Below are 18969 nucleotides of genomic sequence, written 5' to 3' on the forward strand. Positions count from 1 at the left end.
ACTCCCTCAAGGCTTCCAGAGCATCAGGTGCTCGACGACGGGGCCAAGGGCCAAGTTGGGTACGTGGTTGAGCAGGCCGACCAACAGCACCACGCCGATCAGCAGTGCCACAAACAGCGGCCCGTGCGTCGGCAAAGTGCCACTACCGACCGGAATGCGGTTTTTGGCGGCCAAGCTACCGGCCAGCGCCAGCACCGGCACGATGACGCCAAAGCGCCCCAGCCACATCGCCACGCCCAGCAGCGTGTTGTAGAACGGGGTGTTGGCCGACAGGCCAGCAAAGGCGCTGCCGTTGTTGTTGGCGGCCGAAGTCAGGGCGTAGAGGATTTCTGAGAAACCGTGCGCGCCGGGGTTGGCCACGCCGAGTCGTCCGCTCTCGGCCAGCACGGCAATTGCCACGCCGACCAGCGTCACCAGCGGGGTGATCAAAATGGCAATCGACACCATCTTCATCTCGTGGCTGGCAATTTTTTTGCCCAGGTATTCCGGCGTGCGGCCAATCATCAGGCCGGCAATAAACACCGCCAAAATGGCAAACGCCAACATGCCGTACAGCCCGGTGCCGACACCGCCAAACACCACCTCGCCCAGCTGCATCATGATCAGCGGCACCATGCCGCCCAGCGGCGTAAACGAGTCGTGCATGGCATTCACCGCGCCGCACGAGGCCGACGTCGTCACCACCGCAAACAGCGCCGTGGCCACCACGCCAAAGCGCGCTTCTTTGCCTTCCATATTGCCGCCGCCTTGCAGCGCACCCACCGCTTGGTCGGCGCCCAGCGCTGCCAGTTGCGAGTTGCCAGCTTGCTCGGCTGAGGTGGCGGCTATGACGCCCACGGCAAACAAAATCACCATCGCCGCCAAAATCGCCACGCCTTGGCGCGAGTCGCCGACCATCTGGCCAAAGAAAAAGCACAGCGCCGCTGGAATCAAAAAGATAGCCAGCATCTGCGCCAAGTTGGACAGCGGCGTCGGGTTTTCGTAGGGGTGCGACGAGTTGGCGTTAAAGAAGCCCCCGCCATTGGTGCCCAGCAGCTTGATGGCCTCTTGCGACGCCACCGGCCCCATGGCCAGCGTTTGGGTTTTTGTGGTCGCATCCTCCATCACCGGCTGACCGGCGGCATCTTGCAACGGTTGGCCCTGCGCATCCAGCTTGGCTTGCTGGTAGCGCGTGGACTCGACCGTGGACACTTCCTTGTAGCCGCTGAGGTTTTGGATCACGCCTTGCCCCACCAGAAACAGCGCAAACACCAAGGACAGCGGCAGCAACACCCACAGCGTGACGCGGGTGATGTCGGCCCAGAAGTTGCCAATACCGCCGGCCAACCGGCTGGCGAAACCACGCACCAGCGCAAAAGCCACGGCAATACCGGTGGCACCCGAGACAAAGTTTTGCACCGTCATCACCAGCATCTGCGTCAGATAGCTCATGGTGGTCTCGCCGCCGTAGCCTTGCCAATTGGTGTTGGTGACAAAGCTGACCGCGGTGTTAAAGGCCGAATCCGGCGACACCGCGGCCATGGCCTGCGGGTTCAGCGGCAGCCAGACTTGCGCCCGCTGCAAGCCATAGGCGACAAGCAAACCAAAAAAGTTAAACAGCAGCAGCGCCAGTGCATAGCGCTTCCAGTGCATATCCTCGTCCGGCTTGACGCCGGCAGCGCGGTAAAAAACGCCCTCCACAGCGTGCATCCAGCGCGGCAAGCGCCCTTGCGCCACTGCGGTCAGCCAGCGCGACAGCGGCCACGCCAACAGCAGCAACAGGCCCAAAAACAGGGCTAAATGAATCCATGCCAAAGAGGTCATGTCAGAACTCCTCGGCGCGCACCAGCGCCACCACCAGATAGATAAACAGGCCGGCAGCGGCCAAGCCACTGAGCCAATACAGTGCGGTCATTTCTGACCTTCCAGTGCGTGGCAGCCCATGGCCAACCCCGCAGCCAAACCCCACAGCACAAGGCACAGGCCCAAAAATACGGCATCCATGGCACTTCTCCCCATTGCAGTTTTCATAGCAACGAGCGTAAAAGTGCGCGCCTCAACGTTCTGTAGAGAATGCGGCGTGGGGTATCAAGATGGCGTAAAGATGCCGGTACACCCACCCTGCCACAGGGCGCTGGCATTACCTGCTGTGACAATTGCAGCGGGCCATGTCAAGGTATGGTTCTGGTTGGCTACGGCGCACAGCGCCGCCTCCTGCTTATGTACTGGATCACTGGAAATATGGATATGAAATTACACAACGCCCGCACCTGGATGGCCTTTTTAGGCGCCGCTCTGCTGACCGGCTGCGCCCTCTCCCCCGTCGGGCCGCCTCCGGCCGCGCAGCCGCAATGGCAAACCCCCGGCCCGCGCGGCGGTGCCTGTGATGCCGCGCCAGCCCAAGGCTTTTTGGGCCAAGCCGGCACGGCCTCAGTGATTGAAAAAGCACGCATCGCCTCGGGCGCCGCCATGGCGCGCGTGTTGCACCCGAACCAGCCGACGACGATGGAGTTCAACCACGAACGGCTGAACTTGGTGCTTGACGGCAAGGGCCGCATTGCAGCGGTGCGCTGCGGCTAAGTACTCTATTTTGATAGCTATAAGCGCACGTATCTAAAGGGCTAGAGGCTGATTTGACCCAAAGATAAGGGTCAAACGCCTTCAATCGGCCAAGAACAGCGCCTGCAGATCGCTCAAAAAATCAAAGCCGCGCTCGGTTGGGCGCACGTGGGTCATATCGCGCTCGATCAGGCCTTTACGTTCAGCCTCGTCCAGCGCCTTGGCAATCGACGTGATGGCCAAGCCGGTGCGCTCGGTGAAGTCCTGCAGCGCAAAACCACTGCGCAGGCGCAGGGCGTTGAGCATGTATTCAAACGGCAGATCGGCGCGGCGCACGTCGGCATCCTGCGACAGCGCGTGGCCGGCCAGCGCGTTGTCCATGTAGCGCCCCGGATCACGGAAACGTGTCTGGCGCACCACGCGGTGGGCAAAACTCAGCTTGCTGTGCGCGCCAGCCCCAATGCCCAAGTAGTCGCCAAACTGCCAGTAATTGGTGTTGTGCCAGCAGGCGTGGTTGGGTTTGGCGTACGCTGATATTTCATAGCGCGCCATGCCGGCCTGGCCGGTCAGCTCGGTGATGCGATCCAGCATGGCGTAGGCATCGTCGTCCGCAGGAATCGCTGGTGGAAATTTGGCGAAATACGTGTTCGGCTCGATGGTCAGGTGGTAAATCGAGATGTGCGGCGGCGCCAGGGCCAGCGCCGTGCGCATATCTTCCGACAGCTCAGCCATGGTCTGGCCGGGCAGCGCGTACATGATGTCCAAGTTGAAGGTGTCAAACGCTTGTGCGGCTTCTTCCACCGCGGCCAGCGCCTGCGCGCGGTCATGCACGCGGCCCAGCGCCTGCAGGTGGCGGTCGTTAAAGCTTTGCACGCCAATCGACAGCCGTGTCACACCGGCGGCGCGAAAAGCGCGAAAGCGGTCTTTCTCGAACGTGCCGGGGTTGGCTTCCAGGGTGATTTCGCAACCCGCCGCCAACGGTAAGCGCGCGCGGATGTCGCCCAACAGGCGGTCGATGGCCTGCGGTGAGAACAGGCTGGGTGTGCCACCACCGATAAAGATGCTGTGGACTTGGCGTCCCCAGACCAACGGCAGCGCGGCTTCGAGGTCGGCCACCAAGGCGTCGAGGTAACGCTGCTCGGGGATACCGCTGCTTTCTGCACCTTTCCATTCGTGCGAGTTGAAGTCGCAGTACGGGCATTTTTTCAGGCACCAGGGCAGATGCACGTACAGCGACAGCGGCGGCAAGCTGGTCAGTTGCAGCAGACCGGGGCGCATGTAGTGCTGGATATCACGCAGCGGCGCCGGTGCGTCTTCAGCGCTGGTAGGAATAATAGGAATCGAATCGACCATGGTGCTCATCCGCTTACTGGTTTACAGCCAGCGCTCGTGCAACAGCGCCAGCATTTGCTGCGATGAGCTGCCGCGGTGGCTGTACGCGTTCTTCACTTCATTGGGTAACTCGGCAAAGGTCTTGCCCAATTGGGGCAGAAACATCACCGGGTCAAAACCAAAGCCATTGCTGCCGCGGCGTTCGCGGGTGATTTCGCCGACCACGCGGCCGACGGCGATCAGCGGCTCCGGGTCTTCGGGGCTGCGCACCGCCACCAGCGTGCTGACCAGGGCGGCACGGCGGTTGTCCTGGCCCTGCAGTTGCTCCAGCAAGGCGCGCACGTTGTTGTCGTCGCTTTTCTCGTAGCCGAACTGCGTGCAGTAATACGCCGTGTCCACGCCCGGCAGACCGCCAAAGGCATCGACGCACAGACCGGCGTCGTCGGCAATGGCCGGCAAGCCCGTGTGGGCGGCAGCAAAGCGCGCCTTGGCCAAAGCGTTTTCAACAAAGGTGCGGTGCGGCTCCTCGGCCTCGCCGACGCCCAGGTCCGCTTGGCGGATCAGCTCCACGCCCAAGGGCGCAAACATCACCTGTAGTTCGGCCAGTTTGCCGCGGTTATTCGATGCCAATACGATTTTCATGGTCAAAATTGCCTCTAGCGCTTATATAACGTACGGTTATAGCTATTATTTTGATAGTGATTGCTGCTGCAACTGCACCAGCTCGGCCACGCCTTTGTCGGCCAGTGCCAGCAGTTGATCTATCTCGGCGCGGGTGAAAGCGGTGCCTTCGGCGGTGCCCTGGACTTCGACGAAGTGTCCAGCACCGGTCATGACGACGTTCATGTCGGTGTCACAGGCGGAGTCTTCGACGTAATCCAAGTCCAGCACCGGCTGGCCCTGCACGATGCCGACCGAGATTGCCGCCACCGGGCCGCGTATCGGCGAGGCGGTCAGCTTGCCGCTGGCCAGCAGCGTGGCCACGGCGTCGCTGGCTGCGACCCAGGCGCCGGTGATGGCGGCCGTGCGCGTGCCGCCATCGGCTTGCAGCACATCGCAATCGAGAACGATAGTGCGTTCACCCAGTGCCTGCAAATCAAACACGGCGCGCAGACTGCGGCCAATCAGGCGCTGAATTTCTTGCGTGCGCCCGGTCTGTTTGCCGCGTGCGGCCTCGCGGTCGTTGCGTTGGTGCGTGGCGCGCGGCAACATGCCGTACTCCGCCGTTACCCAGCCAGCGCCGCTGCCGCGCTGGTGCGGCGGCACTTTCTCTTGCACCGTGGCAGTGCACAGCACTTGGGTGTTGCCAAACTCAATCAGCACCGCGCCCTCGGCGTGCATGGTGTAGTGGCGGGTGATGCGCACCGGGCGCAGTTGGTCAGCGGCGCGGCCGCCGGTACGGGTCAAAGAGGTCATGAAAAAAGTCACCAAAAAAAGAGGCGCGTTGGCGGTGCAGTGACCGCCCGTCATGCGCCGGGGAACCAGGCCGCGCCATCACCCTTTGCGGGCGGCGGAGCGGCGAATGGCTTCGTTGATTTCAGCGATCGAGCGCTCGATGGCATCGTCGTCGAGGTCATCGGTGTCATCAAAACCATCGGGCGAGCCGGCCTGGATGGTGGAGGCAAAAACCCCGCCACCAATGCTGTCGGTGGATACCCCTTGGGTAGACTCGAACAGATCGGGCGTTTCCCACTCCATCGCCACCACGGTGACGTTGTCGCTGGTCTCGCCAGCGGTACGCAAGGCACTTTCCACCAATTCAGGCACGGCTTGCGACACCGGCAGACGCGCCAGGTCACGGGTGATGGCTTCATCGCTGAGCGTGCCCCACAGGCCATCCGAGCACAGCAAAATACGGTCGCCCTGCTGCAGCGGTACGGGGCCGGCCATATCGTAAATCGGCTTGGTGGGCGAGCCCAGACAGGTGAACAACACGTTGCGGTTGATATGCGCCAGGTTGGGCGGAATGTTGCGCAACTCCATGTACGAATGGTCACGCGTGCGTGTGAGCAACTCACCCGCGCGCACCATGTACAAACGCGAGTCACCGCAGTGCACCCAAGTGGCGCAGCCACCCTGCAGCACCGCCGCCACCAGCGTGGTGCGGGGTGAATCGAAGGCGCCTTTGTCGTTGGCATAACGCAAAATCTGGTGGTGGGCGGCCAGCAGGGCCGAAGACAAAAATTCTTGCACATCCGCCAATGCCGGCCTGGCCTGGTGCTGAAAACGGGCGGCGATGGTCTGCAGGGCAATCTGCGCCGCGACTTCGCCCTCGGGGTGCCCACCCATGCCGTCAGCCAGCACAAACAGCCCGGCTTCGCGCGTGTAGCAGTAGCCCATGCGGTCTTCGTTTTTTTCACGGCCACCGCGGCGGCTGATCTGAAAGACGGAAAATTTCATTTGGGTTTGAGCGCCAGACCCGCGGCATCCCCGACTTTTTGCACGTTTTTCTTGGTGTCGGACACCAGGGTGTCGAGCTGCAAGCGCATTTTTTCAGCCACCGTGAGCTTGGTGTACCGGCGCTCGCCTTCGCGCGAGAGTTCTTTTTGCAGTGCAAACACCGACTGCGGGCGCGACAGCGGGTCCATGGCCATGCACCACTCCACCACTTCAATCAAATTATCGGAGTACACACCGCGCAGCTTGGTCAGCGCGATCGAGAGCCGGTCCTTGTCGTGGCGCTGCGGCGCTTCGTGGGGTGGAAAGCCCTGCATACAGGCATACATGCAGGCGCCAATGGCGTAAATATCGGTCCACGGCCCCATGGAAGAGTCGCGCCGATACATCTCGGGCGCGGCAAAACCGGGCGTGTACATCGGGCGGATGAAGTTGCCTTCTTTAGACAGCACTTCGCGCGCGGCGCCAAAGTCGATCATGACCGCCTTGTTGTCGTCGGTGATGAAGATGTTGGCTGGCTTGATATCCAGGTGCAGCATCTTGTGCTGGTGCACGATACGCATGCCGCGCAGCACCTCGTCAAACAGCGAGCGGATAGTGGACTCGCGAAAGACTTTTTCTGCTTTCAGGTCGCGCGCGGTGATGATGAAGTCCTGCAGAGTGGCGCCCTCCAGGTAATTCATCACCATGTAGACGGTTTCGTTCTCGCGAAAGAAGTTGAGCACGCTGACCACCGAGGCGTGCGAGATCTGCGCCAGCGCGCGTCCTTCTTCAAAGAAGCTTTTCAGGCCCAGGCGGTAGAGCGAGAGTTTCTCAGGCTGCACTTTGGGCAGCAAATCGCCGGGTGCGCGCGTGGCCAGCGACGAGGGCAGATACTCCTTGATGGCTACTTGCTGGCCTTCGCCATCGACGGCCAGATAGACCACACCAAAGCCACCGGCGGAAACCCGGCGTATCACGCGATAGCCGCCTATGACGGTATCGGGCGGAAGCGGCGCCGGTTTGGTTTTTGACATATTTTGCGGAGAGAATTTGGGGGGTGCAGCAGAAACCGGATAATCCCCCGATCTCTAGCAACCACACAAGTCCCATGGCAGTTTACAGCATGACCGGATACGCCAGCGCCCAGCAGGACGCATCCACCCAAGGCAGCGATGGCGACGTGCGGACACCCTCTGCACGCCAGCTTGGGCTGGAAATTCGCTCCGTCAATAGCCGGTTTCTGGACCTCTCCTTTCGCCTGCCCGACGAGCTGCGCGCCATGGAACCGGTGCTGCGCACACTGCTGACCAAAAAAATTAAACGCGGCAAAGTCGAAGTACGTGCCGCCATTGAAAACGCCGGCGCTGGCGCGCTGCCCGAACTGTCAACGCGCTTGCTGCAGCGCCTCAATGGCCTGCAGGACGGCGTGCAAGCCTGGCTGCCAGACGCCCGGCCGCTGTCCGTCGCGGATGTGTTGCGCCTGAGCGCGAACACCCAGAGCGACCAGGAAGACTGGAGCAAAACTGTGCCGGCCCTGGCAGAAAAAGCCCTCAAAGCCCTGCTGGCAGCGCGCAAGCAGGAGGGCGAGCGCTTGGCCACCATGCTGCACAAGCACCTGAACCAATTGCGCGGTCTGACCCTGCAGGCGGTACCACTGGTGCCGCAACTGGTCGAGCAGCAACGCCAGCGCTTCATGGAGCGCTGGAAAGAGGCGATGGGTCTGGCCGAAGGCAGCGCCACCCCCGAGGCCGCGCAAGACCGCGCCTTGTCTGAGGCCACCGCTTTTGCCATTCGCATTGACGTGGCCGAAGAAGTCACGCGGCTGCAATCGCATCTCGACGAAATAGAGCGATTGCTGGAACAAGGCGGCGAAATTGGCAAGCGCCTGGATTTTCTGATCCAGGAATTGCACCGCGAGGCCAACACCCTGGGCTCCAAGTCAGCCGCTTTAGAGCTCACGCGGATCAGCGTGGACATGAAGGTGCTGATCGAGCAAATGCGTGAGCAAGTGCAAAATATCGAATAAAGCTTTTATTTTTATAGCGCTCAACGCATATTCGCCATGGATTACCCCGGAAATTTATTCGTCGTCGCCGCACCCAGCGGTGCTGGCAAGTCCAGTCTGGTCAAAGCCCTGCTGGAGCTCGATTCACACATCTTCCTGTCCGTCTCGCACACCACCCGGGCCCCACGCGGCCAAGAAAAGCACGGACGCGACTACTTTTTTGCCTCGCAGCCCGAGTTTGATGCCATGGTGGCCTCCAACGCCTTTGTGGAATGGGCGCACGTGCATGGCCGGCGCTATGGCACCTCCAAAAAAGCCATCGAAGAACGCATCGCCCAAGGCGCTGATGTGATTCTTGAAATTGATTTTCAAGGGGCCCTGCAGATCAAGCAGGCGTTTGCCAATGCGGTCTTGATCTTCATCCTGCCACCCAGCTGGGAAGAACTGCGTTCACGGCTGGAGCGCCGGGGTGAAGACTCGGCCGAAGTGATCGAACTGCGCCTGAAAAATGCTGCTACCGAGATGGCAGAGGCTGCGAAATTCGACTTCGTTATAATCAATGAATTGTTTGAGCGCGCGCTTTTCGACCTGAAAGCCATTGCCCACGCCCAGCGGCTCAAATACGCGGCCCAGCGCCGCGCCCGCGCCGCAACGTTCGAGTCGCTCAATATCCCCTGAAGTCCCCGGAGTACACCCATGGCCCGCATTACTGTAGAAGACTGCCTTGAGCAGATCCCGAACCGCTTTCAACTGGTGCTGGCGGCCACTTACCGCGCGCGCATGCTCAGTCAGGGCCACGCACCCCGCATTCAAAGTCGCAACAAGCCTGCCGTGACCGCTTTGCGCGAAATTGCCGCCGGTAAAGTAGGCATTGAAATGCTCAAAAAAGTGCCGGGTTGATTGTTACCCTGCTGGTACCTATGAAAAAAGCACCGCGCGCGGTGCTTTTTTCATGCTGCCTCCTCGTTATGCACAGGCACGCTACATTTAAGGCATGAATGCGGTGTTGAACACGTCCCCTTCCAACCAAGCTCCCCATCTTGGAAATTCTGGCGCGCCAGGAAACCCTGAAAGCGCTGCGGCCAACGCTGCAGCAGCAAGTTTTGCTGCGCTCACCGAAAAACTTGATTATCTGGATCCGGCCAATATTGAGTTGGTACGCCAAGCCTACCGTTATGCCGACACCGCTCATTTAGGCCAATTGCGTAACAGCGGCGAGCCCTACATCACGCACCCGATTGCCGTTGCCGCGCAATGCGCCAACTGGCAACTCGATGCCCAGGCGCTAATGGCCGCCCTGCTGCACGATGCTATGGAAGACTGTGGCATCACCAAATCGGACCTGGTCGAGCGATTTGGGGCGCCGGTGGCGGAATTGGTCGATGGACTGACCAAGCTCGAAAAACTCCAATTCGACACCCGCGAAGAAAACCAAGCCGAATCGTTTCGCAAAATGCTGCTGGCCATGGCGCGTGATGTGCGCGTCATCCTGATCAAGCTGGCCGACCGCACGCACAACATGCGCACCCTGTCGGACATGCCGCGCAGCAAATGGGGCCGTATTTCCTCTGAAACTCTTGAAATTTACGCTCCCATCGCGCACCGACTTGGACTCAATCAGACCTACCGCGAATTGCAGGATCTGTCCTTCAGGCACCTGCATTCCTGGCGCTACACCACGCTCAACAAAGCTATCAACAAATCCCGCAACCGCCGGCGCGACTTGGTGCAAAAAGTGCAGGCAGACGTGGATACCGTTTTCAGCCGCCTGGGCATGGCGGCGCGACTCGCCGGTCGTGAGAAGACGCTGTATGCCATTTATCAAAAAATGGTGCACAAGCACCTGAGCTTTGCACAAGTCACGGATATTTATGGTTTTCGTGTCATTGTCCCCACTATTACGGACTGTTACACAGCGATGGGCATGTTGCACCAGATGTATAAGCCCGTACCAGGAAAATTCAAGGACTACATTGCGCTGCCCAAGATCAATGGCTATCAATCCTTGCACACTACTCTGGTAGGACCAGCGGGCATCAATATCGAATTTCAGATGCGCACTGAAGAGATGCATGTCATTGCCGAGGCAGGTGTCGCAGCACACTGGCTTTACAAGTCCCAGGACACCGAAGGCAAAGCAGCAGAGCGCCTGGGCACAAAGTGGCTGCAGTCATTGCTGGATATCCAGAATGAAACCCGGGATGCCGCAGAATTTTGGGATCACGTCAAAGTCGATTTGTTTCCCGATGCCGTCTATGTTTTCACCCCCAAAAGCCAAATTCTGTCGCTGCCACGGGGCGCCACCGTAGTCGATTTTGCCTACGCCATCCACAGCAACATAGGTAACCGCACGGCAGCCGCCAAAATCAACAACGAACCAGTCTCTCTGCGCACCGAACTGAAAAACGGCGATGTTGTGGAGATCATCACGACACCGACCTCCTTACCCAACCCCGCGTGGTTAGGCTTCGTGCGCACGGGGCGGGCCCGTTCAAAAATTCGCAATTACCTGAAAACACTGGCGCATGCCGAATCTGAAAGCTTGGGCGAGAAGTTATTGGCGCAAGCCTTGCGCGCAGAAGGTCTGGAGCAATTGCCTCTGTCCAGCGATGAAACACAGCCGATATGGGACAAGCTGCTGCGCTTCACTGGCAGCCGCTCACGTAGTGAACTCATGGCCGATATTGGTTTGGGAAGGCGCATTGCCAGCATCGTGGCCAAACGCGTGATGGTTTTGATGGCTGAGCATGGTCACAAACCAGATGCCTTGTTGCTCACACGCGAGCGTTACAACTCACAAGAGACGCTCTCACAAGGTGGCGTTACTCTGGATGGCAGTGAAAATGCATCTGTCCAATATGCCCGTTGCTGCCGCCCCATCCCTGGCGACAACATCGTCGGCTATCTGGGCCGCGGCGAGGGGCTGGTAGTGCATTGTGCCGAATGCAGCGTAGCCCAAAAATTGCAACACAAAGACAGCGAACGATTTATCACCGTCGATTGGGCTGATGAACCTACCCGTCTGTTTGAAACAAGTGTTATCGTCACAGTCAGCAACGGCAAAGGTGTGTTGGCGCGCATTGCCGAACAGCTGGCACATTCTGAAGCAGACATCACCCATATCGACATGGATGATGAAGTCGCACTGGACACTGTAGATCTTCGTTTTGTCATAGCCGTACACAACCAAGCACACTTGGAAACAGCACTGCGAAACCTGCGCCGCACCCCAGCAGTTTTGCGTGCAGCCCGGACTTTGCCAAGAGGGTAAGCTTAGAAGGCTTTATGCAGGGTAGCCCACTTCGATTATTTCGAGCAGCCGCAGTCCTGCTGGCGTAGAGAGCGTCACCTCATCCCCTTCTCTGGCTTTGAGTAAAGCCTGCGCGACCGGCGACACCCAACTCACTTGAGACTCACGACTGTCTGTTTCATCGATTCCCATGATGGTGATGGTGCGCTGCTGCCCAAAATCATCGATATAGGTGACGGTCGCACCAAAAAACACCTGATCGCTGCCACGATGGGTGCCAGGATCAACAATTTCTGCAATTTCAAGCCGCTTGGTCAGGAAACGGATGCGCCGGTCAATCTCCCGCAAGCGCTTTTTGCCATATAGATAATCGCCATTCTCCGAGCGATCTCCATTGCTGGCGGCCCAGTGGACTATCTCCACCACCTTGGGACGTTCACTATCGATGAGATCAAGTAGCTCTGACCGCAAGCGTGCATAGCCTTGAGGGGTGATGTAATTTTTACCTCCCAACAGCAGTGCTGGCAGGTCAATTTCCTCATCCTCAGCGTCTTTTTCTTTAGTGAAGGCTTTGCTCATGCATGCATCATCTTGGAAAAATTGCATTTTGCAAATAAAAAAGCCCTGCAATTTTTACATTGCAGGGCTTTCAATTGGTGCGGCTGGCAGGAATTGAACCCACGACCCCTTGGTTCGTAGCCAAGTACTCTATCCAACTGAGCTACAGCCGCTAAGCTTTAAATTATAACTTAATTTATAAGCCCTATGAAGAATTTTTTAATTTCACATCAATCTCAATGTGCATTAAGAAGTTCAAGCTGTAATTGTATCGCAGCATTTAGAGCTTTTCAGCCATTTTCCTCATATTTTTCTGACTGCAGTGGCGCATCACAACCTATGCCTGCTGCAATCGAACGCCTCGCCAAGGCCACAAGGGCACGGACAGCCCAGGGATGCGTCAGCCCGGTGACGCCACCTGGGTCAGACAGAATGCCGCACAGATAGCGCTGCTCGGCATCGCTCCAGCGCAGCGCCACGCAAGCTCCCCGCCTGCGGCGCGAAACCAGCATACCCAATGGGCAAGGCTCCCACAGGCAGCACAGTCCACAGCCATTGCATGGAGCACCCTCCGACGGTTTCGGTGGCGCGCCAGGGTACACATGTACCACCTGCCAGTCCGGTGGCTGCGGTGTGCGGGTCATGGGGCTGGATTAGGAAAAATTGCTAGGGCGTGTCATCAATCAATTTCTGCTCGTCAAGCAAGGCTTTACGCTCAAGCAAGCCACACCATGGATGCCACCAAGTGGATGGCGCCCAGAAAGTTGCGTGCCGTCTTGTCATAGCGCGTGGCAATGGCGCGGTATTGCTTCAGGCGTGCAAAGAAATTCTCAATCAGGTGGCGGTCATATGCGCGTGGTTGCTTGTGGGTGCAGCGTGAGGGAATCACAACCTCTTCGCCTTGTTCCAGCAGCGGTTGAACCAGCCTGGTCTGGGCGTCATAGGCTTTGTCTGCAATGACAGTTTGTCCTGGGGTATCTTTGAGCAGAACGTCGGCGCCTTGCAGATCATGGCTCTGTCCGGGTGTGAGGTGAATGCCTGTCGGATTGCCCAGCGCATCGACCGTGGCGTGGATCTTGGTGCTCAGAGCGCCGCGGCTACGTCCAATAGCCTGCTTGTCTGGATCTTCCCTTTTGCACCAGCACTGTGCTGGTGGGCGCGCACGATGGTGGCATCGATCATGACGTATGCGTTGTCTGCGTCCTGCGCCAAAGCCTCAAAAATCTTGCGCCACACGCCGCTCCTACTCCAACGCGAGTGACGGGTATGCACGGACACGGAAATCGCCAAAGCGCTCAGGCAGGTCACGCTAGGGGATGCCGGCGCGGTAGCGGTAAAGCACCGCATCCACGAAAAGTCGATTGTCTCGCGCAGTAGCGCCGGGCTGTCCGGCTTGACCTAGCAGCAAGTCTTTGATGCGCTCCCAGTGTTTATCGGTCAGGGCATATCTTCTGGTCATACTAAGTTACATGGGCTCTGGAATTTTGCCTTCAAGGGCAAGGAAAATTGATTGATGACACACCCTAAATAGCCTGCCTAGCGCCAAAGAAAAAAGGCTTGCTGCTATTTTCATAGCTGCAAACCTTTATCTATCTTGGTAGGGCGTGTAGGACTTGAACCTACGACCAAAGGATTATGAGTCCCATCAAAATACCCTTTGCCACCCTTGATGACCCTAGATAGAATCTATGAAAATCAATGACTTAGGCTCAAATTGGCCTTTTCATCCTTGATTGAAATATGCCGAAATTGGCAAAATCGTCTTACATCCGCCCTTACATCCTTGCCGATGTAAGACTGGCAAGGGGTCAACATGGCAAAAGTGGCTTTCACCGCTGGCAGGGTTTCCGGGTTTAAGTGCCCGCCCGAGAAAAAACAGGCGTTTCTATGGGACGCCATCACCAACGGGCTTGGGGTACGCACTACACCAGCCGGGAAGCCCGCCTATGTGTTTCAGGGCGTCTATCAAGGCAAGGACATACGCCTGACGATTGGAAGCCCAGCCGCTTGGAGCATCCCCAACGCCCAAGCCAAGGCGCGCGAGCTGCAGCGCTTGATTGATGCGGGCAAAGACCCGCGCGACCTCAAGCGTGACGCCGTGGCCGATGCCCAAGCAAAGGGGGCTGCAATAGCTGCCGCTGCTATCGAGGCCGCTGCCCATGCCGTGACCGTGGGCGAAGTGTGGGCGGCCTATGTTGCCGAGCGCACGCCGCAATGGGGCGAACTGCACCGCCAAGACCATGAACGCCTTACCCGCGCTGGTGGTGAAGTCTCCAGCCGGGGCACCCGTGGCCGTGGCGTGACCATTGCCGGGCCGCTCTATCCACTGCTGCCGCTGGCGCTGCGCAACTTGACCGCGCCAGTCGTAGAGGCTTGGGCCGCTGGCGAAGCACAGACCCGCCCAACTGCTGCCCGGCTGGCATGGCGACTGCTGAAAGCGTTTCTAGGCTGGTGCGCTGAACAGCCGCAATATGCGCCCGTACTGCCCAGCACCAACCCAGCCAAGACCCGCAAGGCGCGCGAGGCTTTGGGCAAGCCAACCGCCAAACAGGACTCCCTGCTGAAAGAGCAGCTATCGGCATGGTTTGCCGCCGTGGGCAATATTGGTAACCCTACCGTCGCCGCCTACCTGCAAACGCTGCTGCTGACCGGTGCGCGACCCGGTGAAGTGCTGGCCATGCGCTGGGATGACCTCAACACCCAATGGCATGGCCTGACCATTCGCGACAAAGTGGAGGGGGAGCGCGTCATTCCGTTGACGCCCTATGTCTCGCACCTGCTGCACGGGCTGCCCAGGCGCAATGCGTTTGTATTCGCCAGCCACCGCACCGATGGCGCCTCACTGACCGAGCCGAACCACGCCCACAGCAAGGCCTGCACCGTGGCCGGTATTGACGGCCTGACCCTGCACGGCCTGCGCCGCAGCTTCGGAACCCTGACAGAGTGGCTAGAGGTGCCCGCCGGGGTGGTGGCGCAAATTCAAGGCCACAAGCCATCCGCCACGGCAGAAAAGCACTACCGCGTGCGACCGCTGGATTTACTGCGCCTTCACCATGAAAAGATTGAAGCGTGGATTCTTGAACAAGCCGGCGTGCAGTTCACCAGCACCAACGAGCCGGGAAAGCTGCGACTGGTAAATGAGAATTAATCTCAAATAAGAAAAACCTCACGCGAACTTGTATTTATACAGGTTACAGGGGTTACAAGGGTACAAGCCCCTATCCATGCGGGTTAGAGCTGTAACCCCATAAAAAAAACAGGGGTTACACGGCCATTGGTGCAAATAGTGGTCAAAACAGCATCTAGCCCAATGAATATGTGAGCTAGAAGCTATGATTTATATAGCATCTGCTGGTGCTGGTATCCGCGCTGGCCTGCGCTGCTGGTGGTGACCGCGTGGCGATTAGTGCGCCCGGCGCTTGTCTCGATATCCCTTGATGTGTACCATACACACAATGACCAGCACCGACTTGATACGAGACATGCAGCGCGCCGGGTGGCAACTTGACCGGGTGAATGGCTCACACCACATCTTCAAGCATCCCAACCGCCCCGGCATCGTGGTGGTGCCGCATCCAAAGAAGGACTTAGGGCAAGGACTGGTTAAAGCCATCCGGCGGCAGGCCGGCCTATGAAAGGAAACGCCATGCGCTACCCCATTGCTATCGAACCCGGCAACGACACCACCGCTTGGGGTGTTGTTGTCCCTGACCTGCCAGGCTGCTTTTCTGCTGGCGACACGCTGGAAGAAGCCATGATTGCCGCCGAAGACGCCATCACTGGCTGGATTGAAGCCGCCCTTGATGGCGGGCAAGACATCCCCGCGCCGTCACACATCGAAGCCTTGCGCGCCGTGCATCCTGAGTTTGCCGAATGGCTGTGGGCGCTGGTGAAGGTAGACCCGGCCATGCTGGATGACACCTTGGAGCGGGTGAATATCAGCCTGCCCCGGCGCGTGCTGCACCGACTGGATGCCCGCGCCCGCAGTGCTGGCGAGACACGCTCAGGGTTCATTGCCCGCATGGCCGTAGAAACCCGTGAGGCCGCGCACGCCTAACGAGAGGTGCAACGATATGCCAGCAACGATTAAGACCCGCAGCGGGCGTGTGCTGCACCTGCCGACCCCTGCCGACCCCTGCCGAGGATGCCGCCATCACAGCAGCTGCACTGGCAGACCCTGACGCGGTGCCTTTCACGGAGGCCGAATGGGAGCAGGCCAAACCACTGGTGCGCCGGGGCCGCCCGTTGGGCAGTGGCACCAAGACCCAGGTGACGCTACGGCTAGATGTGGAGGTGCTGGCGCGGTTCAAGGCGACGGGTGACGGCTGGCAAACCCGCATCAATGACGCACTGAAAAGCTGGGTGCAGACACACGCCTAAGAGTTTTCGCCCCAGCCTAGCTAGCGCCTAATTACCGCTGGCGAAAAGTCGGACACCTTCACCGACAGGCAGGGGCACTTATTGAAGCGGCACCTTGAAGGGGTGTGTGATGAATGTGGTTGTTTTGATTGATGGCCGAGAGGCTATTCCTGTCCGTGCCATTCCGCTGCTGACAAATTGGGCATCAATGTCGCCTGATATTGTTGCGCGAGTGCTGGCCGCAGATGAGGATGTTTTCGGCTTCGAGGGGTTACAGGCTTATCACCTTGAAGCCGGATTACCGCGCCAAATACTCCCAGTGTGGTGGAAAAAATCTTGCGTCAGGGAATTGAAGGCACTGAGTGAACGACTAGAAAGCACACATGCAGGGCATGAAACCCAACATGCGCAATGGCGAGATGAATCGCTGTTGTTACTTCCTGCTGGTGCCTTCGTCTGGAAAGATGAATACACAACCCTTCATGATTCAAACTGGGCATCGCGCTTACGGGAGAAAAGACACACAGCTTGGCTTCTGAATAAATGCGCGGATAGAAACGAAGAAATCGATGATGCTGAAGAACCATCGTTCATGCAAAAAATTGCGATACGGCGAGTAGATGAAGAGTTCGAAGCATGGCGAACACTTGATTTTTCCCCGTTCATCCCGTCTATCAATCGCCAGAATAGTGTCATGGAGGGCTTCGCGCCGGTAGGCGGGGAGTCGCCAGCGCTAGCGCCTGCTACAGCACCCCAGCCAACACAACGACGCACATGGAAGGTAGTCGCTGGCCCATATATCACCGAAACCATACGGGCGGGGCAATATGCAACTGCAAAGCAATTGTTCAATGCATTGGAGAGTCGCGCTGGGTCTAGCGGCTCGCCGTTTGAGAAAGGCACTGGGGATAACCGTGGCACGCTTTTTGTGCATGAAATAGCACAGCCGTTGACCCTGAAAACCGTACAAAACAATTGGAAAACACTGCTAGCTGCTGCCAATAAATAGCCAAGTAGCGCCCGCAGTTCCCCGAGGGATTACAGGGAACACAGGGAAATCATATTTCACCTTTTAGCAATTCAATGAATGCGAAAGGTGAAACATGACAGCAAACGAATTCCCGCCGCTGGAAACCGTCTTCAAACCAGTCCTGACAACACGCGAATACTGCTATTACAGCAACTTTGCCGAGCAAACCGCATGGCTGCACGCCTGCAAGGAAACCGGGCCGGTGCGCCCTATCCGCATTGGTCGCCGCTTGGGATGGCCTACCAAGGCAGTCAAACAACTGTGCGGGGTGGCGTAAATGATGATTCGCACCACCGACCTGCTGGCACTGGCACAAGCCGCCCTCAAATTTGCCCAAGCTGCCCGTGAAGTAACCCAGCACAAAGAGCAACTCACGGAGGCCTACTACGAATGGCGCAGCGCCAATGGCAAGTGGGGCATTCACATCGCCCGCGATGATGAAAATTGGAACGCCATGATGGTGGCGACTGACGGCGAATACCGAGAACTCCAAAACGCCAAAGGCCGCAAGCGCCGCGCCGAGAAAAAGCTGCTGGCGCTGGCTGGTGAAGCGGAGGCCGTGGAATGAGCGCCGCCATCAATCACTTGCTGTTGCGCGCCTGGTGCGCTGCGCCGTCCCGCTGGTTTCGCAAAGGGGGCGCGTAATGAAGAAAACGCCCACCGCAACCACAGTCACGGTGAGCGCCCCATACAAGCGCAAGTTTACCGGAACCGACAACCCGCGCCACTTGCGCGCCATCACGGCCATGCTGCGCCGCCCCATCAGCCGCAAAGAACTCGACAGCGTGGCAGGTGCCAGCAACAGCCCCGAGCTGGTGGCCGAACTGCGCCGTCGTGGCCTTGATGCACCTTGCGAGCGAATCAGCTTTATCGACCGTGACGGCTTCAAATGCCGCCCTGGCGTGTACAGCTTCACGACCGGCGACCGCCGCGCCATCTATGCCTGGATGGCAAAGCGCGAGCGCAAGGAGGTGTTACTGTGACCGCCGCCAATATCGCTAGCCCAGCCCATTGCCACCTAGTGCAGCGTGGTGGTACAGTTGCGCCCAAGCCGAAAGGCCCGGTGCGTAAGAACACCTTTGGACAAGCGGTTGCAGCCCCCACCGAAAGCGGGGTTTTGTCACGCCCTGATTTTCTGGGTGTGTCCACTTTTGGACGCGCCTACGGTTTCGGACGTGGTGGGGGTTATCCGCAAGGACGCCCGCACGGCTTGTCCCGTGTTCTTAACCGCCACGTCCACCCCATGCGCGTAAGAACGCATTGGGTGGCTCTCAAGTCTCGACAAGGAGCCAAGACCATGACCGCATCCCCCGTGGCCAGCCGCAGCGCTGCGCCCACCACCCAGTCCACCACTGAAGAAACCCGCGCCTTCGCCCTGTTGCAGGCCAGCAGCGACGCCACGATGGCCAAGCTGTACCTGAGCCGTGGCAACGTAGCTGCCGCCCGCCGCAAGGCCGTTCAGTTGTTGAAAGCGCTGCAACTGTTGGAGGTGACCGTATGACCGCCGTCAGCCCATGC

22 protein-coding genes, 2 tRNA genes and 1 pseudogene are annotated in these 18969 nt (G+C 58.8%); 14 read left to right on the top strand and 11 right to left on the bottom strand.

All coding sequences use genetic code 11. The annotated features are described in order from the left end of the window. Positions 1-6 precede the first annotated feature (6 nt). On the bottom strand, positions 7-1803 hold the full coding sequence (kdpA, locus tag Q390_RS0111600) for a potassium-transporting ATPase subunit KdpA (protein ID WP_027996210.1): 1797 nt from the start codon (positions 1801-1803) through the stop codon (positions 7-9). A 1-nt stretch (position 1804) separates the two neighbouring features. Beyond that, positions 1805-1894 carry a K(+)-transporting ATPase subunit F gene (kdpF, locus tag Q390_RS19550; RefSeq protein ID WP_084153887.1) on the bottom strand — a complete coding sequence of 30 codons (90 nt, stop codon included), beginning with the start codon at positions 1892-1894 and terminating at the stop codon, positions 1805-1807. 332 nt (positions 1895-2226) lie between these two features. Between kdpF and Q390_RS0111615 the strand changes: the two genes are divergently transcribed. Further along, complete coding sequence (locus Q390_RS0111615; RefSeq protein WP_027996211.1) at positions 2227-2559, top strand: I78 family peptidase inhibitor; 333 nt, start codon at positions 2227-2229, stop codon at positions 2557-2559. 81 nt (positions 2560-2640) lie between these two features. Here the strand turns inward: Q390_RS0111615 and hemW are convergent, their stop codons facing one another. From hemW to Q390_RS0111640, 5 genes are all read right to left on the bottom strand, one after another. Next, entirely contained in the window at positions 2641-3891 is a 1251-nt protein-coding gene (gene hemW, locus Q390_RS0111620; RefSeq protein WP_027996212.1) for a radical SAM family heme chaperone HemW, read from the bottom strand. 21 nt (positions 3892-3912) lie between these two features. After that, complete coding sequence (gene rdgB / locus Q390_RS0111625; RefSeq protein ID WP_027996213.1) at positions 3913-4512, bottom strand: RdgB/HAM1 family non-canonical purine NTP pyrophosphatase; 600 nt, start codon at positions 4510-4512, stop codon at positions 3913-3915. A 45-nt stretch (positions 4513-4557) separates the two neighbouring features. Next, on the bottom strand, positions 4558-5286 hold the full coding sequence (rph, locus tag Q390_RS0111630) for a ribonuclease PH (RefSeq protein WP_027996214.1): 729 nt from the start codon (positions 5284-5286) through the stop codon (positions 4558-4560). Between the two features lie 78 nt (positions 5287-5364). Further along, positions 5365-6270 (bottom strand): PP2C family protein-serine/threonine phosphatase, encoded by a 906-nt coding sequence (locus Q390_RS0111635; protein ID WP_027996215.1) that lies wholly within the window; start codon positions 6268-6270, stop codon positions 5365-5367. Next, positions 6267-7283: a serine/threonine protein kinase gene (locus Q390_RS0111640; RefSeq protein ID WP_027996216.1), complete on the bottom strand. Its 1017-nt coding sequence runs from the start codon at positions 7281-7283 to the stop codon at positions 6267-6269. Before Q390_RS0111640 ends, Q390_RS0111635 begins: the two co-directional genes overlap by 4 nt. A 74-nt stretch (positions 7284-7357) precedes the next feature. Here Q390_RS0111640 and Q390_RS0111645 point away from each other — a divergent pair, with 74 nt between their 5' ends. The 4 genes from Q390_RS0111645 (at position 7358) to Q390_RS0111660 (ending at position 11525) form a co-directional block, all read left to right on the top strand. Continuing rightward, positions 7358-8275 (top strand): YicC/YloC family endoribonuclease, encoded by a 918-nt coding sequence (locus Q390_RS0111645; RefSeq protein WP_027996217.1) that lies wholly within the window; start codon positions 7358-7360, stop codon positions 8273-8275. Positions 8276-8311: 36 nt separating this feature from the next. Continuing rightward, positions 8312-8932, top strand: a complete 621-nt coding sequence (gmk, locus tag Q390_RS0111650; RefSeq protein ID WP_027996218.1) for a guanylate kinase — start codon at positions 8312-8314, stop codon at positions 8930-8932. An 18-nt stretch (positions 8933-8950) separates the two neighbouring features. Beyond that, complete coding sequence (rpoZ, locus tag Q390_RS0111655) at positions 8951-9154, top strand: DNA-directed RNA polymerase subunit omega (RefSeq protein ID WP_027996219.1); 204 nt, start codon at positions 8951-8953, stop codon at positions 9152-9154. A gap of 94 nt (positions 9155-9248) precedes the next feature. Further along, complete coding sequence (locus Q390_RS0111660) at positions 9249-11525, top strand: RelA/SpoT family protein (RefSeq protein WP_027996220.1); 2277 nt, start codon at positions 9249-9251, stop codon at positions 11523-11525. Positions 11526-11537: 12 nt separating this feature from the next. Here Q390_RS0111660 and greB read toward each other — a convergent pair whose 3' ends face one another. The 4 genes and pseudogenes from greB to Q390_RS0111690 form a co-directional block, all read right to left on the bottom strand. Continuing rightward, the gene (greB, locus tag Q390_RS0111665; protein ID WP_027996221.1) at positions 11538-12083 is read right to left on the bottom strand and encodes a transcription elongation factor GreB; all 546 of its coding nucleotides are present in this window, start codon (positions 12081-12083) and stop codon (positions 11538-11540) included. 75 nt (positions 12084-12158) lie between these two features. Then, positions 12159-12235, bottom strand: a tRNA-Arg gene (locus Q390_RS0111670). A 542-nt stretch (positions 12236-12777) separates the two neighbouring features. Then, a pseudogene (locus tag Q390_RS19555) lies at positions 12778-13521 on the bottom strand (IS5 family transposase). 136 nt (positions 13522-13657) lie between these two features. Then, positions 13658-13729: transfer RNA gene (locus Q390_RS0111690), tRNA-Ile, on the bottom strand. A 146-nt stretch (positions 13730-13875) separates the two neighbouring features. Here Q390_RS0111690 and Q390_RS0111695 point away from each other — a divergent pair. From Q390_RS0111695 to Q390_RS0111735, 9 genes are all read left to right on the top strand, one after another. Beyond that, positions 13876-15210, top strand: a complete 1335-nt coding sequence (locus Q390_RS0111695; protein ID WP_027996225.1) for a tyrosine-type recombinase/integrase — start codon at positions 13876-13878, stop codon at positions 15208-15210. 307 nt (positions 15211-15517) lie between these two features. Further along, positions 15518-15697 carry a type II toxin-antitoxin system HicA family toxin gene (locus Q390_RS0111700; RefSeq protein ID WP_027996226.1) on the top strand — a complete coding sequence of 60 codons (180 nt, stop codon included), beginning with the start codon at positions 15518-15520 and terminating at the stop codon, positions 15695-15697. A gap of 11 nt (positions 15698-15708) precedes the next feature. Beyond that, the gene (locus Q390_RS0111705; protein WP_027996227.1) at positions 15709-16119 is read left to right on the top strand and encodes a type II toxin-antitoxin system HicB family antitoxin; all 411 of its coding nucleotides are present in this window, start codon (positions 15709-15711) and stop codon (positions 16117-16119) included. Between the two features lie 128 nt (positions 16120-16247). Next, on the top strand, positions 16248-16442 hold the full coding sequence (locus tag Q390_RS0111710; protein WP_245606909.1) for a BrnA antitoxin family protein: 195 nt from the start codon (positions 16248-16250) through the stop codon (positions 16440-16442). 109 nt (positions 16443-16551) lie between these two features. Then, positions 16552-17430: a hypothetical protein gene (locus Q390_RS19950; protein ID WP_156949893.1), complete on the top strand. Its 879-nt coding sequence runs from the start codon at positions 16552-16554 to the stop codon at positions 17428-17430. 94 nt (positions 17431-17524) lie between these two features. Beyond that, a complete protein-coding gene (locus tag Q390_RS0111715) occupies positions 17525-17728 on the top strand; it encodes a hypothetical protein (protein WP_027996229.1) in 204 nt (67 codons plus the stop codon). Then, a complete protein-coding gene (locus Q390_RS0111720) occupies positions 17729-18019 on the top strand; it encodes a hypothetical protein (RefSeq protein ID WP_027996230.1) in 291 nt (96 codons plus the stop codon). Positions 18020-18095: 76 nt separating this feature from the next. After that, positions 18096-18434 carry a hypothetical protein gene (locus tag Q390_RS0111730; RefSeq protein ID WP_037472840.1) on the top strand — a complete coding sequence of 113 codons (339 nt, stop codon included), beginning with the start codon at positions 18096-18098 and terminating at the stop codon, positions 18432-18434. 314 nt (positions 18435-18748) lie between these two features. Next, entirely contained in the window at positions 18749-18952 is a 204-nt protein-coding gene (locus Q390_RS0111735) for a hypothetical protein (RefSeq protein WP_027996232.1), read from the top strand. The last annotated feature ends 17 nt before the right edge of the window (positions 18953-18969 follow it).

The sequence above is a fragment of the Simplicispira psychrophila DSM 11588 genome (assembly GCF_000688255.1).
Lineage (GTDB): Bacteria > Pseudomonadota > Gammaproteobacteria > Burkholderiales > Burkholderiaceae_C > Simplicispira > Simplicispira psychrophila.